The following is a 14,358-nucleotide window of genomic DNA, read 5'->3' on the forward strand; positions in this document are numbered from 1 at the left end:
CGTCGGTCGTCATCAAGTCGTTGTCCATCGGCGATCCAGTCCCGGGGTCGAGGATGAGACCCGACCATGACTCTGATCGGAGTGGATTTGAAGCTGAAACGTAAGGCCGCTTTTCTGTTCGCCGCCACCATGGCCGTTCTCGGGACGCTGTCCGTGGCCCAGCCGGCTCAGGCTGCGACCCCCGTAGGGGTGAACGTCTGCAACGCCAACTTCGGCGTGACCATCGACATCATCGTTCCGTCGCGAGGGACGACCTGGCACGTGGATCGATACTGCAGTCCACAGCAGTTCTATGCTGGTGACAAATTCGTGGTTCGGGTGCATCAGCTCCTGAACCCGCTCCAGTACAAGGATCTCAAGAGCTCCGCGTTCGTCTTCCGGTGGGACTGTGGGGACGATATTCATGGGCTGGGCGTGACTGGGTCCAACTACCTCGACCCCACGGTCTACTACAGCTGCTGACCTGGCTGCAGAAGGGCCCGGGACGGCGGCGGAAGCTAGGAGCCGTCCCGGACACCGCGTCGATCACGCCGCGAATTCACCGGGCGCGATGGCCGGGGTGTGCAGGCGGAACGGCCGCAACTGCTCGAGAGCCGTCGCCGCGTCCATCCGACGGCCGGGGTCAGGTTCCATGAGGGGAGAACCTTTTCTGGTTCCGTCCGTAGCCCGACCGGCTTAACGTGTGCCGGTCGGGCTACGATCACGTCGGTTCAGGCGATCTTGCGGGACAGGAAGTCGTGGATCAGCGGGAAGACCTCGTCGGCGCGGTCTTCCAGGAGGAAGTGCCCGCTGCTGAAGAGTTGGAACTCCAGGTCTTTCAGGTCTCGCTTGTAGGGGTGGGCGCCCTCGGCCGGGAAGATCGTGTCGTTGGCGCCCCAGACGATCAGAGTGGGCGGCTGCCGGGTGCGCAGCCAGTCCTGAACGGCTGGGTACAGGGCCGGGTTGGTGCCGTAGTCGAGGAAGTAGTCGAGCTGGATCTCGTCGTTGCCCGGGCGGTCCATCAGTGCCTGGTCGATGACCCAGTTGTCGGGCGAGATCCGTGACGGGTAGGCCATGCCGTCGGTGTACTGGAACTTCGTGGTCTCGAGTGTGACCAGGTAACGCAGGGCGTCGCGCCTCTCCTGGCTCGTGTCGGCCCAGTAGCGTTTGATCGGCGCCCAGAAGGCGTTGTCGAGTCCTTCGTCGTAGGCGTTGCCGTTCTGCACGACCAGGGCGGTGATCGCGTCGGGGTCGGCGAGAGCCAGGCGCCAGGCGGTCGGCGCGCCGTAGTCGAAGACATTGACGGCGTACCGGGTGACACCGAGCTTGTTCAGCAGCTTCTGGACGTACAGGGCCGCGTTGTCGAACGTGTACGAGAACTCCGACCGGTCGGGCGCCGCGCTCTGACCGTAGCCCGGAAGGTCGGGCGCGATGACGTGAAAACGGTCTGCCAGGTATGGAATCAGATGACGAAACATGTGGGACGACGTCGGGAAGCCGTGAAGAAGCACGATGACCGGGGCGTCGGCCGGGCCCGCCTCCCGGTAGAAGAGCTCGAACCCGTCGAGATTTTCGGTCTTGTGGTGGACGACGGGCACGGACGAACTGGTGGTCACGATTTCTCCAGATGCAGAGGGACGGAAGAGCGTGCGGCTGGTGACAGAAGCGGTGAACGGCCGGTCAGAGCGAGTGGACGGCCTCGAGGATGACGGCCGTGACCTCGTCGGCCCGGGACTGGGCGACGGCGTGCGATCCGCCCTCGAGCTCGACCACGGTGGCCCCGATCTTCTTGGCCGTCTCGCGCTGGAAATCGGGGTGGATCGCGTGGTCGGCGCTGCCGAACACCCACCAGGTGGGAACATTCCGCCAGGTCGGGGCCACAGCGAGCGGCTCACCGAGAGCCTGCGCGGCGACCGGTCGCTGGTTGAGGGCTCCGAGGGCAGCCTCGCCCTCGGGCAGGTCGGCGCCGAAAACGTCCGGGTACCGGTCAACCTGGATGGTGACCTCGGGGATGTCGCTTCCCGGGTAGGTCCACGGCTGCAGGGCGGACAGCAGCGCCGGGTCGGGGTATTCGGCGGTCGCGCTCTGTGCGCTCTCGCCCTGGTCGAGCCCGAACGCGCCGACGAGGACGAAAGCCTTGACGTTCGGGGCCGAACTGCCGGCGTAGGTCGCGACCGCCCCGCCGTAGCTGTGGCCGACGAGCACGACATCGCCGTCGGTCTGAGCGATGGCGCCGGCGACGTACTCGCCGTCGGAGGTGAGGCCGCGCAGCGGGTTCGCGATCGCACGGGCTGCGACACCTTCGCGGTGCAGCCGGTCGATCACCCGGTTCCAGGATGATCCGTCGGCGAATGCGCCGTGAACGAGCAGTACCGTTGCCGACATGAGGTGGCACCTCTCCACTATGGGAACTTCCGAGCGATCAGCTGTTTCGTGGCTTCACGCTAGGTGTCTCAAGTGGAGTATCAGTGAATCTGTTCTCGTTGAGGACGGTCAGCGGCGATTCACTCAGAATCTCACCGGTCGAGATCCGCGAGGAAGTGGTCGGTGCGGCGCACGAACAGATGGGCACCCTGCCCGAACGCGACGTCCCGGGCCTGCTCGGCGTGATGCCGAGCGGTTCGGTGGTCGCCCCGGGCCGCCATCACCTTGGCTCGGAGCAACCTGATCAGCCCTTCCGAGGACCTCTGGCCGTAGCGCTCCAGCGAGTCCTCGGCCCGGTCGACCGCCGCTGCGGCCTTGTCCAGGTCGCGTGCAGCCATGCGCATTTCGCCGAGGAGCGCGTACCAGGTCGAGACGCAGGTACGGGCGGGAGAGGACAGATTGGCGACGATGAGATGTTCGGCCTGGTCTGCGGCGGCTGCGGGATCCTGGCCGGTCATCGCCAGAGCCCAGTGCTGGGCCAGCCTCAGGTAGGTACCGAGCGAGAAGAACGAGAAGTCCGGATCGGCGGCGATGCCCCGACGGGCGGCCCTCAGGGCCCAGCCCGCGTCGCCCACCACCGCCGCGGCCCGGGCCTCGAAAGACGTCGCGACGGTGATCGCATAGGGGTCGTCGCCGGTGGCCGCGGCCAGATCGGCGAGCAACGACCGGGCGGTGTCCGTCTCTCCGTAGTAGGCCGCGATCTCGGCAAACATCCCGGCCGACATCAGCTGCACACCGTCACGGACGGGATCGTGCTCCGGGGCACCCGGGGCCGGCAGCGGTCCCGCCTCCGTCGTACTCAGTCGCCGGAACGACGCGCCGACGTTGCCGAGACACCATTCGTGGATACCCGCCGCCGCGTCGGCGTACGCGCGCACCACCGGGTCGGTGGAGGACCGTCCGAGATCGTCCAGACGACGGGCCAGCGGAGTGCTGCGATCCAGTTCGAGGGCTTGACCGTGAGCGGTCCAGCGGGAGAAGAGGAACCCGGCGGCCTCGCGCTCACGCCCCAGGCGCAGCGCGATCTGCTCCGCTCGTTCCATCAGGCTGACAGAGGCCATGCCGTACATCGATCGCTGCCCGACGACGGCGATCAACTGCGACAGCGCCTCCAGCTCGGGCCCGGGCAGAGAGGACCGGCGTGCCAGTTCGACGGCCGACCCGAAGTGACGCTCGGCCGCGCCCAGAGCGGTCTTGGCCAGGGCCCGGGTGCCGGCCCGGACAAGGGCCGTGACCGTCCGGGCAGGGTCTGCCATCGGGCCCGCGGCCCACAGATGGTGGGCGACCCTCTCGGCCACGGACTCGTCACTCAGACCGACCTGCTCCATGGCGTCCGCGATACGCCCGTGCAAGGCCGCGGCGCGACCGGGCGAGATCTCCTCCGACACGGCCTGACGCACCAGGTCGTGAGTGAAACGGTAGGAGAACGGGTCACCCGGGACCGGGCCGACGAGACCCAGCTCGCACAGCGGTTCCAAGCGGTTCAGGCAGGAAACCACATCCAGGGACGCCGATCGGGCCAGCAGAGCGAGTTCGACGTTGCGTCCCACCAGCGCCGCGGTCTCGAGGAGATCGAGCTCTTCGCGATCCAGGCCGGCCAGCCGGTCCCGGACGACGTCGCGGACGGTCACCGGAACGCCTCGTCCCAGCACCGTCTCCTGAGTGATCACACTGTCGGAAGCCAGCAGCCGACCCAGTTCCCGGACGAAGAACGGATTACCCGCGGTACGGGTGTGCACCAGGCCGGCCACGTCGGTCGCCGGGAGAACACCGGTCTCGAGACGGACGAGCTCGGCCACCTCGTCCGGGCTGAGGGGGCCGACGACAACGCGCCGGTGGCCAGGGATCCGGCTGATTGCTGCGAGCGTACGGACCAGTTCGAGACTGGCCGAGGTGCCGCGGTTGCGCAAGGCCCCGACCACGGCGGACCTGGCGGGAAGCCGGGTCACGACATGCTCCAGCAGTTGTAGCGAACTGGTGTCGGCCCACTGCAGATCGTCGAGCACCAGCACGACCGGTCGCTCACCCGCCCACTCGGCGATCAGGCCGAGAATCTGCTCGCGCAGGCGGAACCGTCCGTTGCCGTCCGAGACGGTCGCCGGCGCGGCGGTCTTGCCGGGGGAGCCCACGAGATGGCCCAGGTCACGAGACAGCCACTCCTCGCGGCGATCCGGCGGCAGGGCTTCGAGCAGACGGCTCACGGTCTCGACCCAGGGCCACATCGTCGGCGTACCCTCACCCGGCAGGCAATGACCCCAGACCACCAGGGCGCCCTGGTGCTCGGCGTGAGCGGCGACCTCCTGCAGGAGCCGGCTCTTGCCCGCTCCCGGCTCGCCCTCGAGGAGAACGACCGCGGTCCCGTTCGCCAGAGTCGGTGCGACCGCCCGGTGCAGCGCCGTGATTTCGGCCGTGCGGCCGACCAGATGCTCCGTCGGCCCGGGGGCGATCGAAGCTTCCAGGGACTGGGGGATGATCGGCCGGTCCGGGGACGTGGTGGCGAGCACCGGACCCGGGCGCGATGCTGGTGTCTGCGCGAGTACTCGCTGATGGGCCTCGCGCAGAGCGACTCCCGGGTCGATGCCGAGGTCTTCGGCCAGTCGGCGCCGCGCGCCGTCGAACACCGCCAGCGCCTCCGCCTGGTGGCCCGCCTCTCCCAGCGACAGCACCAGACCGGCCAGCACCGGCTCGTGCAGAGGGGCCATCGCGGCGGCCAGGTGCAGCGCCCGGAGAACCCGGTCGGGCCGTTTCAGGGACCGAGCGGTGGCGGCCGCCTCGACACAGGCCTGGAAGTACTCCTTGTTCAGACCGGCGAAAATCGGTTCGGCCGACGGGCCGTGGGCCCACCCGTCGCCGGCCGGACCGCTCCACAGATCGAGCGCATCGACGTAGTGGTCGAGCGCCTCCTCTTCATCCCCCTGAGCGAGGGTCGTACGGGCCTCGCCGGTCAGCCGCCGGAACGTCAGGAGGTCCAGCACATCCGGCTCACTGGTCCAGAGATAGCCCCCTCCCCGGCTCACCAGATAGGTCCCGCCCTCCCGCGGCGGCAGATCCGGTTCCAGCAGGCGTCGCAGGAACCCGACGTACTTGTGAATGACGTTCAGCGCGCTCGCCGGTGCCTCTTCGCCCCAGATCAGGTCGATGAGTTCAGCGGTGCCCGTCGGGCGACCGCCCCGGGCGAGCAGCAACGCGAGGAGATACGCCTGCTGACGCGGCGCGGTGTCGAGTTCGGTCCCGCCCCGCCACACCCGAAGCGGACCGAGGATGTTCAGCCGCAAGGTGTCTTGGCCCGTCAATGGTTTTCGCCCGCCGAAGCCCACAGAAACCTGCGTCACGGTCATTCCGACCCCTTTGAAGTGGCCCGACCCAGGTCATGCCCCGTTTGCCGGGCCTGGTCGGAATAGCCGAAGTGTTGCTTATGGGTACACTCTACTCACTGGAGCACCAGTCCAGCCATAGTCACTGGAGTCCGTCTCCAGTCAGTAGGAGCGGAGTAGAGCGTGCCGGAGCGAGCAGCACCAGCGAACCGTCGCGAGCGGTACGCCCAGATGACCCGCGAGGAAGTGGTCAGCGCCGCCCGCAAGCTGTTCGCCACGCACGGTTACGAACAGACCACGGTCGAGAAGATCGCCCGGGAGGCCGGGGTCTCCACCGCCACCGTCTACGCCCAGTGCGGAGGTAAGGAAGGCCTGCTCCGGACCCTGATGGACATCTGGACGACCAGTCCCACCGTGGGGCGGATCATCGGTGACGCCGTCGCCCGGCCCACCGGCGCGGAGAAGCTCGAGGTCCTCGCCGACGGCTACATCGAACACTTCCTCGAGGCCAACGACATCATGTCGGTCCTCTACCGTGCCGCCGCCAGCTCCAAGCCCGTCGAGGAGTTCATGGAGGTCGCCGAGCAGCGCCACCGGGAGGCGCTGGAGGCGATCACCCAGAGCATCGCGGACGTCGGTGCCCTGGCCGACGGCCTGTCGGTGGGTGACGCGGCCAAGATCATCTACTTCCACTTCCGTTACCAGCAGGTCGTCCTTGCGGTCGAGACGTTCGGCTGGGGAGTGGACCGGGCCAAGGAATGGTCCCTGGAGCGGGTCAAGGCCGCGATCCTCAAGGACTGACCCGACGCCATTCCACAACCTGTCAACAACGACTGTCTACGTTCTGATGACTGCGAGCACCTCGGCCGAAAGAAGCAACAGATCATGGTCACTACCCATCACCGGTACGCCCTGGTCGACGGTCGGCGGATCTTCTACCGCGAGGCAGGCCTCCCGGGCCGGCCCACCCTGGTCCTGCTGCACGGGTTCCCGACCAGCTCTCTGATGTTCCGGCAGCTGATCGCGTGCCTGGCCGATCGCTGGCACCTGATCGCCCCCGATCACCTCGGCTTCGGCCTCTCCGACACCCCGTCGGTCCGCGAGTTCGCCTACTCTTTCGACGCGCTCGCTGATCTCACGCAGTCCCTCGTCGCGCAGCTGCGGATCGAGCAGTACGGCCTGTTCGTGCAGGGGCACGGCGCGCAGATCGGGTGGAGGCTCGCGCTGCGGGCACCGGAAGCCGTGAAGGCCCTCATCAGCCAGAACGGCAATGCTTACGTCGAAGGCCTACAGCCGGAGTTCTTCACGACCGTGCGGGACTACTGGCGGGCGCAGACCCCCCAGACCGAGGCCGGGATGCGGGAGGCTCTGACGCTAGAGCTCACACGCTGGCAGTATCTCGCCGGGGTGGCCGACGAAACCCTGGTGGACCCCAACACCTGGCTCCACGACCACGGTCTACTGTCGCGCTCAGGTAACGACCTGATCCAGCTCGCCCTCTTCATGGACTACGCGTCGAACCCGCCCTTGTACCCGCGTGTGCATCGGTACTTTCGTGAGAGCCAGGTTCCGCTGCTCGCGGTTTGGGGGCGGGGCGACCCCATCTTCGGACCCGCCGGCGCCATCGCCTTCACCGCTGACCTGCCGGATGTCGAGGTCCACCTTCTCGACGGGGGGCACTTCCTCCTCGAGAGCGCGCTGGACGAGGTCGTACCGCTCGTGCGGGCCTTCCTGGACAAGCATCTGGAAGACGCGGTCCTTCGCTGAGCTCTTCGCCAGCGCGCTCTTCGAGGATCGTTCGTGACACCGAACGGCGTCAGTTCACCGTGTAGATCTCGTCGGCACCGATCGATTGCATCGCCTCGTAGAGGTCCACGACCAGGATCTCGGAACTGCACAGCCGCTTGGATCCGAAGGTGATGTTGTTGGCCGGGCACCTGTCGGTGTAGATGGCCCCGTAGGTCGAGGACAGGATGCCGACCGGTGCCGCGCGGTAGGTGTCGCCGTAGGCGACCTTGACGTAGACCGGGGCGCCGCTGTCCCCCGGTCCGGCCAGGGTGTTCGCGACGGTGGCCTCCTTGTAGGGCACCGAACGCACCCAGTAGAGGTCGTCCACCAGGTTCCCGGCGACCATGACGGTCATGGCGACCTGCGTGACCAGGCCCATGCAGCGTTCACCGCTGTACGCTCCGGAGACACAGACTGGCGAACCCTGGATCACCGACATTCCGTGCCGCACGTTGTAGGTCGTCTGCCACAGGGCATTGTGCGATCCGCCACCGACCACGGTGGGCGAGAACCGCATGGATGAACGGCTGTTGTCGAACATGGAGACGTCGTGGGCAGTGTTCGACGTCTCGACCACCCCGAAGGGCTGGTAGTTCGAATCCGACACCACAGATCCCTTGGCGCCGCAGTGTCGGGCGGTGAGCGCTCGGAGCTTGCCCGCCGCGTTGTAGACATTGAATGCCGACGTGCAGGTTCCCCCGTTGAGGTGAATCACGTGGCCGCCCTCAGTCGGCGCCTCGTCCCGGGAGACAGCCGGCTGGATGTCCGCGGCGGGGGAGATATCCACCGGGAAGGTCCTGGCCGAGTGGGTCAGGGTTCCCTCGGCGGAGGGCTCAGAACGTTCGGCGGTCGCCCTGCTCGCGGAAACCTTGTTCAGGGCCAGGGCGGCCACCCGCAGCGTGAGACCTGAACCGTCGGTGCGGGGCCCGGCGGCGACGATGTCCTGACGCGCCAGGGTGGCTCCGTTCACCTGGACCTCGGCCGGGCCCGCCTGCATGACCGCCTTGACCGCCGCCTTCAGCTCCTTCTGGTCGTAGACAGCCGGCAGCATCACGACATCGTCGGCGAGATGCTTCTGACGCAGGAGCCGCAGCAGTTCACCCGACGGTTTTCCCTTCCAGCGGACCTCGACCTTGCGGGAGGCATCGTCGATGCGGATCGAGCTGTAACCTTTCCGTTCGGCCGGTTTCAGCGACGTGATGACGTCCTGCGTGGAGTACGCGGACAGGGTGACTTCGTCCAGCGAGGGCCTGGCCGGGGTGGCGGCACTTCCGGTCGGGGCCAGGACTACCGACGTGATGATCAGCGCCCCGGTAACTGCGGCGACCCATTGACGGGATGACATGTTCGCTCCGTTCCACAACTGTCGGATGACCGGCCTCCATCCTGTGGAACCGCTGTTGATAATGACTTAACAACGGATGACCGCCGGACTCCGCTCCTCGCACCCGGTGGGTAGACGCAATGGGCGTCCCGGGCGGCGAAGCCGTCCGGGACGCCCATTGGATTTCGGAAGGATTGTTCTGCCGCTGTTATCGGCGCTTCACGCTGAAGAAGCTCATCGACTCCGAGTCGATGTCGGCCACGCGCAGCTTGCGCTTGTCGGCCTTGAGGTAACCCCACTTACCGGCGATCGCGAAGTTCTTGCCGTTGGCCTCGAAGCTGAACTGCTGGTTCGTCTTCTTGCTGTTGCAGACCACGATGTTCAGCTTGCCGTTCTGTTTCTGCTGGAGGCAGTACGCGCGAGCCTCCTCGCTGTCGTTCAGGCTCTTGATCGTGTAGCGGGTCGACGTGGTGCCGCCGACCTTCTTCAGCACGAAAGAGGTTCCGTCGGCGGAGAGACCGTTGGACTTCGTGGGCTTCGACCGGAACAGGTCGGCCGATCCGTTGCCGCGAACGGTGACGAGGCGATCCTTGCCCTTGTACTTAGATGTCTTGATCACCACCACCTTTCCGGCGATGGGCTTGGCCGCCGCGGCGGTCACGGCGACAGGTTCGGTCGCCGCGTGCGCGGGGACCGTGGCCACCCACAGTCCGGCGGCGACAGCGGGCACGGCGGCCATCGCGGTGACGGTTTTCGTCCGTCGGGAAAGTCGATCCGAGAACATGGTTTCTCCTGTGGTCGGTCCGTTACCGGGGGAGCGAGGCATTAATTGCTCTCACTCATCGAAGGATGCGTTGTCGTCGTTGACGTTTCGTTGATCGCGCCGGTTTCGCTGCACAGGTGGATTGAATCTCGAGTACCCCAGGAATTCCCACTGCAGCCGACTGGCCCGGTCGATCTGAACCACCGATTCGACGTCGAACTCCACGACTCGCAGCGCCCCCGGCCAGACCGCGGCCTGGTCCGGATCCCAGTCCACCCGTGCGGTCCCGCTCATCTGCAGGGTGTGGCCGCGATCCCAGTCGACGAAGAGCAGGCCGGCGGCGGGATTCAGATAGAGGTTGCCCAGGGTCATGTAGAACTGGTTGCCGGTGTAGTCGGGCCAGCGCAGCCGCCGGGCGGAGGCCGTGACGAATCCCGGTGTGCCGCCGCGGTGAGAAGCATCGGCTCCGTTGCCTTCCGAGTAGCTGGCGATGAAGAACGTGTCGGCGCGCTCGACCCAGAGTCGCTGTTTTTCACTGAGTTCGGTGCCATGGCGTGCTGATGTATCCGCAGGAAGCCGGGTTTCGACGATGCCACGAGTCTGGAGATACTTGGGGCAGTTTCCGAGGACCTGCTCGGTATGCAGGACGAGCTTCGACCCGTCTCTGCGAGCTCGACCGTTGATCCGGATCCGACGGCGGGTCTGAGGGTGCAACGCGAGCAGGCCCAGCTCCCGCTCGGTCTCGAACGCTTCTCGCAGGGGATCGCCGTCAACGGGCAAGGCATCGATGACGATCGTCTCCTGGTCCACCGCGCGGGCAAAGCCCGGCGGCCCGGACAGATGCGATGCCCAGACCCGGCCGTCGTCGAGCATCGCCCCGATGGTCAGCATCTGCTGGGCTTGGAGGAAGGCCGCGAACCCGGCCGGGATCTCCGGGCCGAACATCGGCGAACCCCAGCCGGGCCCGCCCTCACCGGCCGTCTCCTGCACGGCCTGTTCTCCTGCGTGCTCGGTAACGAGTCGTGAAGAGGACCGTTCACTCATGATATTGCCTCCTGCTGTTGCTCCCGACGGTTCACTCTTGCCTTCTGCTCTTGAGAATGAGTGGAGCGAGCTTCAGCCACGGTGACGGACCGTGGGACGTCGGGAGCCACCTGCAAACCCCGGCCCGGAAGGTATTCAGTACCTGTTCAGTGACGGCTGCCAGGGCCGGGTGTCTTCGATCGGTTCTGTCGAACGTCGTCTTTCGTCACGACGATGCCGCCCGGCTCCGGCTCCGGGATCTATCCCGGAAGGTGCCTCGTGCGGGCCATGCATCCGAAGGGCACGTTCTGCGTGATCAGGATCAGTCCCCGGGGTGCGACCCCGTCACGGCGGGGCCGTACCAGGTGACGTGTGCCAGTGGGCGCGGCCCGGAGGCCGCGCCCACCGAGAGGTCAGTGCCTCGTACCCATTCAGCCGGCGTGGCCGCCGAGGAAGTCGCCCGCGTAGTGCAGGCCCAGACCGTAGGCGCCACCGTGCTGCTTGACGATGTCGGTGGTGGCGACGTAGGTCTCGCCCCGGGCCCAGTCCCGCTGGAGCTCGAGCAGGACCTGCAGCCAGGTCACCGGCACCGCGCCGGCGTTGACCATGCGCTGGAGCGCGTGATCGTGGGCGGTCTTGCTGACGCCACCGGAGGCGTCGGCCACCACGTAGACCTCATACCCCTGGCCGAGCGCGGAAAGCGTCGGCAGGACCAGGCAGACCTCGGTCCACAGGCCGGACAGGACGATCTTGCGCCGTCCCGTCGCCTTGATCGCCTCGACGACCGCCGGGTCCTCCCAGGCGTTCATCGTGGTGCGGTCGATCGGCTTCAGATCCGGCAGCACGGCCTGCAGGTCCGGCAGGATGTGCCCGGAGAAGGACTCCGCGGCCACCGTGGTCAGGACGGCCGGGACGTTGAACGCCTTGGCCGTCCTGGCCAGTCCGAGAGTGGCGTTGACGATCGACTGCCGGTCGTCGCTGCCCACCCCGAAGAACATCTGTGGCTGGTGGTCGACGAACAGGAACACGGCGTTGTCGGGGGTCAGCAGGTCTTCGCTCGGAACAGCCTGAACGGTGGTGACGTCGAACTCGGTCATGATCTTCTCTCTCTCGTTGAGAACACTGCGACGGAAAGTCTGTTTTTCACTTGCTTCTCGCGGGGGCAGGGATCCGCTCACCGCGGGAGGACCGCCAGGCCGTCTGCGCCCGGCTGTCTGCGGCCTCACCCGAGCGCCGTCAGCGCGGCCTGGTTGAGCAGCGCCGACTGGTAGAGATGCAGCACGAACACCGGGGTGGACGGAGCCGCCTGGTTGATCTCCTTGATCGTGGGTAAACGCTTTTCGGCGAACTGCTCAGGTGACCGGCCTCCCACCATCCGGACCCAGTGGCCCTCCGGCGCCCGCTTCAGTGATCGGACACCGTCCCAGTGCAGTTCCAGGAAGTAGTTGTTGCCGCCCCGGATGACGTGGGTGTGGGAGTCGTTGAGGCCGGGAATCATTCGGCGACCCAGCGCGTCGACGACCCGGGTTCTCAGGCCGATGTGAGGCGCGACGGTGCCGTCGTCCCCGACCGCCACGAACGTGCCGTTCCTGATCGCCACGGCGGACGCGGCGGGTAGATGACTTTCTCCGGTATGGACTTTGGCGTTGCGGACCACGAGGTCCGCCGCTTCGCCCGGCGCCTGGCGGCTCGGGTCGAGCGGCCGTACGCCCGCGACCGGCATGGTCGTCGAGACCATGGGGCACCTCCCTTGGCATCAGCGGTTTTTCGCTGTTCCTGTTCGGTCAGGCTCCACAACCGGAGGTCCCCTCAGATCATTCCGATATGTCCCATATGCGATTCAGTGAGATACGATCACATGAACCGATGGGAGGGTGGCCGTGGAAATCCGACACCTGCGCTACTTCCTGGCCGTCGCTGATCTGCGCAACTTCACCCGCGCGGCCGAGGCCAGCTTCGTCGCCCAGTCCGCGCTGAGTCAGCAGATCGGCCGGCTCGAGCACGAGATCGGGGCGTCGCTCTTCGTCCGGGGCAACCGCCGCATCGAACTCACCCCGGCCGGCGAGCTTCTCCTGCCCCACGCCCGGCGGCTGGTCGGTGGGGAGGCCACCGCGCGCGCCGAAATGCGCTCCTACCTCGGCCTGGAGAAGGGGCGTCTTCGCCTCGGCCTGATCCAGACCGCCAATAGTGTGGTCGACACGCTCAGCCCCCTGGCCCGTTTTCACGAGGTGCATCCGGAGGTGGAGATCCACGTCAGCAATGCCACCTCCACCGATATGATCGAGGCGGTTCGCGAGGGCCGGCTCGACCTGGCCGTCGTGGGTCTCGGCCGCCACGAGCTGCCCGACGATCTGGAGCACCACCAGCTCGCCGTGGACCCGCTGGTCGGGGTGCTGCCCACGGCCTCCGCGGCCGGGCTGTCCGGTCCGATCGCGATCGTCGACCTGCTGGCCCACGGTCGCCTGATCCACTTCGTGCCCGGCACCGGCATCCGCCGCCACGTCGACGAAGCCCTCAACCGCGCCGGCGTGAATGCCGTTCCCTCCTTCGAGGTCGGCCAGGTCTGTGACATGGTGCGGTTCGCGGCGGTCGGGCTGGGCGTGGCCATCGTGCCCCGGACGCTCGCCGAGTCCACCGACTGCGGCATCGACGGTCTACGGTTCTCCGTCGTCGGCCTCAACGACCCGGACGCACTCCACCTGGTGTCGGTCATCCACGACAGTGCGCGGGTTTCGGCGGCGGGCAAGAAGTTCCTCGCCCTTCTCGCCCAGAATGCCCGCAAGAAGCCGAAGCGATCGGTCTGAGCGGTTCTCGCTGTTGGACAGATGCCGCTGCGCGCGAGAGTGCGGAGGTGCGAAACCACCTGCGGGACGCCGGGCGGACCGTCCGGCCCGCACCTGACGATCCCCACGGCCGCTGCCGGGCCTGCTGGTCGTGCTGACGGTCGTCACCGGCCTGATGGACGCGTTCGGTTACCTGATGCTCGGGCATGTGTTCGTGGCCAACATGACGGGCAACGTCGTGTTCCTGTCGTTCGACCTGGGGGTGCGACCGGGTTCATCTGGTGGGCATCGCTCCTGTTCCGCGCGGCCACCTGGCAGACGGCTCGGTTCGGGGTCCCCGCCGTCCTGGCGCTGGTCTTCGGGAAGCCCTATCCGAGCCATCCCTGAAAGAACGATTCAGTACCGGTGTGGACCGATGGAGAGCGGGTCGGTCGTGCGCCGCGTCGGCTGGGCTCTCATGCTGCACGGCGACACGAGCGGCCCGAAGGACTACGTGCGGCCGAGATCTTCTACGAGGGAGGAGATCGGGCTCTCGGGAGGTGGTGCCGGCGACGTGGCTGACCTAGCACCGCACCGACTCGGTGGGTCCCCTTCTGACGCTCTCGCCGTTCTACCGGCGCGACGCCTCGCAGGCACCGGGCTTCGCGATCCGACCGCTGATCGCTGAAGACCGTGGCCGTGGCGGTTTCGGCGAAGGACCCGTTCATCGACCGGACAAGGCGCTGGAGATCCCGACGCAGTTCGCCGAGGCCAACGACCTGAAAGTGCGTACGCACGGGTTCGGCGTCGGGGTCGGTCTGGGGCACAACATCGTCAATCCCGACGCACTCGGTGCCTGGGCCGACGAGGTGCTCGGTCTCTGCGTCGATCTGTACGAGAACGGCTGATCAGGGCCCTGTTCCGGAAGCCGTCGAGGCGTCGTCAACCGATTGTCAACGTCCGTGCCCGAATCTGCTGGCC

13 protein-coding genes and 1 pseudogene are annotated in these 14,358 nt (G+C 67.0%); 6 read left to right on the top strand and 8 right to left on the bottom strand.

The features are described 5' to 3' along the window. Positions 1 to 66: 66 nt before the first annotated feature. Positions 67 to 462, top strand: coding sequence for a hypothetical protein (locus QSK05_RS10860; protein ID WP_285596716.1), 396 nt, complete (start codon positions 67 to 69; stop codon positions 460 to 462). 248 nt (positions 463 to 710) lie between these two features. Here QSK05_RS10860 and QSK05_RS10865 read toward each other — a convergent pair whose 3' ends face one another. The 3 genes from QSK05_RS10865 to QSK05_RS10875 form a co-directional block, all read right to left on the bottom strand. After that, entirely contained in the window at positions 711 to 1,595 is an 885-nt protein-coding gene (locus tag QSK05_RS10865; RefSeq protein WP_285596717.1) for an alpha/beta fold hydrolase, read from the bottom strand. Positions 1,596 to 1,659: 64 nt separating this feature from the next. Beyond that, positions 1,660 to 2,364, bottom strand: a complete 705-nt coding sequence (locus QSK05_RS10870) for an alpha/beta fold hydrolase (RefSeq protein ID WP_285596718.1) — start codon at positions 2,362 to 2,364, stop codon at positions 1,660 to 1,662. 131 nt (positions 2,365 to 2,495) lie between these two features. Next, the gene (locus QSK05_RS10875; RefSeq protein ID WP_502879750.1) at positions 2,496 to 5,741 is read right to left on the bottom strand and encodes an ATP-binding protein; all 3,246 of its coding nucleotides are present in this window, start codon (positions 5,739 to 5,741) and stop codon (positions 2,496 to 2,498) included. 159 nt (positions 5,742 to 5,900) lie between these two features. On the opposite strand from QSK05_RS10875, the gene QSK05_RS10880 reads away from it, so the two are divergent. Then, complete coding sequence (locus QSK05_RS10880) at positions 5,901 to 6,518, top strand: TetR/AcrR family transcriptional regulator (protein WP_285596720.1); 618 nt, start codon at positions 5,901 to 5,903, stop codon at positions 6,516 to 6,518. Positions 6,519 to 6,602: 84 nt separating this feature from the next. Then, positions 6,603 to 7,484 (top strand): alpha/beta fold hydrolase, encoded by an 882-nt coding sequence (locus tag QSK05_RS10885; protein WP_285596721.1) that lies wholly within the window; start codon positions 6,603 to 6,605, stop codon positions 7,482 to 7,484. Between the two features lie 49 nt (positions 7,485 to 7,533). Here the strand turns inward: QSK05_RS10885 and QSK05_RS10890 are convergent, their stop codons facing one another. From QSK05_RS10890 to QSK05_RS10910, 5 genes and pseudogenes are all read right to left on the bottom strand, one after another. Then, complete coding sequence (locus QSK05_RS10890) at positions 7,534 to 8,850, bottom strand: S1 family peptidase (protein ID WP_285596722.1); 1,317 nt, start codon at positions 8,848 to 8,850, stop codon at positions 7,534 to 7,536. Between the two features lie 187 nt (positions 8,851 to 9,037). Beyond that, positions 9,038 to 9,613, bottom strand: a complete 576-nt coding sequence (locus tag QSK05_RS10895; RefSeq protein ID WP_285596723.1) for a ricin-type beta-trefoil lectin domain protein — start codon at positions 9,611 to 9,613, stop codon at positions 9,038 to 9,040. 51 nt (positions 9,614 to 9,664) lie between these two features. After that, the gene (locus tag QSK05_RS10900) at positions 9,665 to 10,636 is read right to left on the bottom strand and encodes a pyridoxamine 5'-phosphate oxidase family protein (protein ID WP_285596724.1); all 972 of its coding nucleotides are present in this window, start codon (positions 10,634 to 10,636) and stop codon (positions 9,665 to 9,667) included. A 410-nt stretch (positions 10,637 to 11,046) separates the two neighbouring features. Continuing rightward, complete coding sequence (locus QSK05_RS10905) at positions 11,047 to 11,712, bottom strand: hydrolase (RefSeq protein WP_285596725.1); 666 nt, start codon at positions 11,710 to 11,712, stop codon at positions 11,047 to 11,049. A 128-nt stretch (positions 11,713 to 11,840) separates the two neighbouring features. Continuing rightward, positions 11,841 to 12,353, bottom strand: a pseudogene (locus QSK05_RS10910) (amidohydrolase family protein); the annotation flags it as partial. A 142-nt stretch (positions 12,354 to 12,495) separates the two neighbouring features. On the opposite strand from QSK05_RS10910, the gene QSK05_RS10915 reads away from it, so the two are divergent. From QSK05_RS10915 to QSK05_RS10920, 3 genes are all read left to right on the top strand, one after another. Beyond that, positions 12,496 to 13,419, top strand: a complete 924-nt coding sequence (locus QSK05_RS10915; protein ID WP_285596727.1) for a LysR family transcriptional regulator — start codon at positions 12,496 to 12,498, stop codon at positions 13,417 to 13,419. A 175-nt stretch (positions 13,420 to 13,594) separates the two neighbouring features. After that, a complete protein-coding gene (locus QSK05_RS36620; protein WP_502879754.1) occupies positions 13,595 to 14,065 on the top strand; it encodes a hypothetical protein in 471 nt (156 codons plus the stop codon). Next, positions 13,980 to 14,285, top strand: coding sequence for a hypothetical protein (locus QSK05_RS10920; protein WP_285596728.1), 306 nt, complete (start codon positions 13,980 to 13,982; stop codon positions 14,283 to 14,285). The genes QSK05_RS36620 and QSK05_RS10920 overlap by 86 nt, the downstream gene beginning before the upstream one ends. The last annotated feature ends 73 nt before the right edge of the window (positions 14,286 to 14,358 follow it).

Origin of the sequence: Kineosporia sp. NBRC 101731 (genome assembly GCF_030269305.1) — a bacterium.
Taxonomy (GTDB): domain Bacteria; phylum Actinomycetota; class Actinomycetes; order Actinomycetales; family Kineosporiaceae; genus Kineosporia.

What these genes read in the sequence shown, in the direction of transcription:
- QSK05_RS10870 (WP_285596718.1), bottom strand. Translation starts at nt 2,364, where the DNA reads ATGTCGGCAACGGTACTGCTCGTTCACGGCGCATTCGCCGACGGATCA.
- QSK05_RS10900 (WP_285596724.1), bottom strand. Translation starts at nt 10,636, where the DNA reads ATGAGTGAACGGTCCTCTTCACGACTCGTTACCGAGCACGCAGGAGAA.
- QSK05_RS10885 (WP_285596721.1), top strand. Translation starts at nt 6,603, where the DNA reads ATGGTCACTACCCATCACCGGTACGCCCTGGTCGACGGTCGGCGGATC.
- QSK05_RS10875 (WP_502879750.1), bottom strand. Translation starts at nt 5,741, where the DNA reads ATGACCGTGACGCAGGTTTCTGTGGGCTTCGGCGGGCGAAAACCATTG.
- QSK05_RS10890 (WP_285596722.1), bottom strand. Translation starts at nt 8,850, where the DNA reads ATGTCATCCCGTCAATGGGTCGCCGCAGTTACCGGGGCGCTGATCATC.
- QSK05_RS10895 (WP_285596723.1), bottom strand. Translation starts at nt 9,613, where the DNA reads ATGTTCTCGGATCGACTTTCCCGACGGACGAAAACCGTCACCGCGATG.
- QSK05_RS36620 (WP_502879754.1), top strand. Translation starts at nt 13,595, where the DNA reads ATGCTCGGGCATGTGTTCGTGGCCAACATGACGGGCAACGTCGTGTTC.
- QSK05_RS10905 (WP_285596725.1), bottom strand. Translation starts at nt 11,712, where the DNA reads ATGACCGAGTTCGACGTCACCACCGTTCAGGCTGTTCCGAGCGAAGAC.
- QSK05_RS10860 (WP_285596716.1), top strand. Translation starts at nt 67, where the DNA reads ATGACTCTGATCGGAGTGGATTTGAAGCTGAAACGTAAGGCCGCTTTT.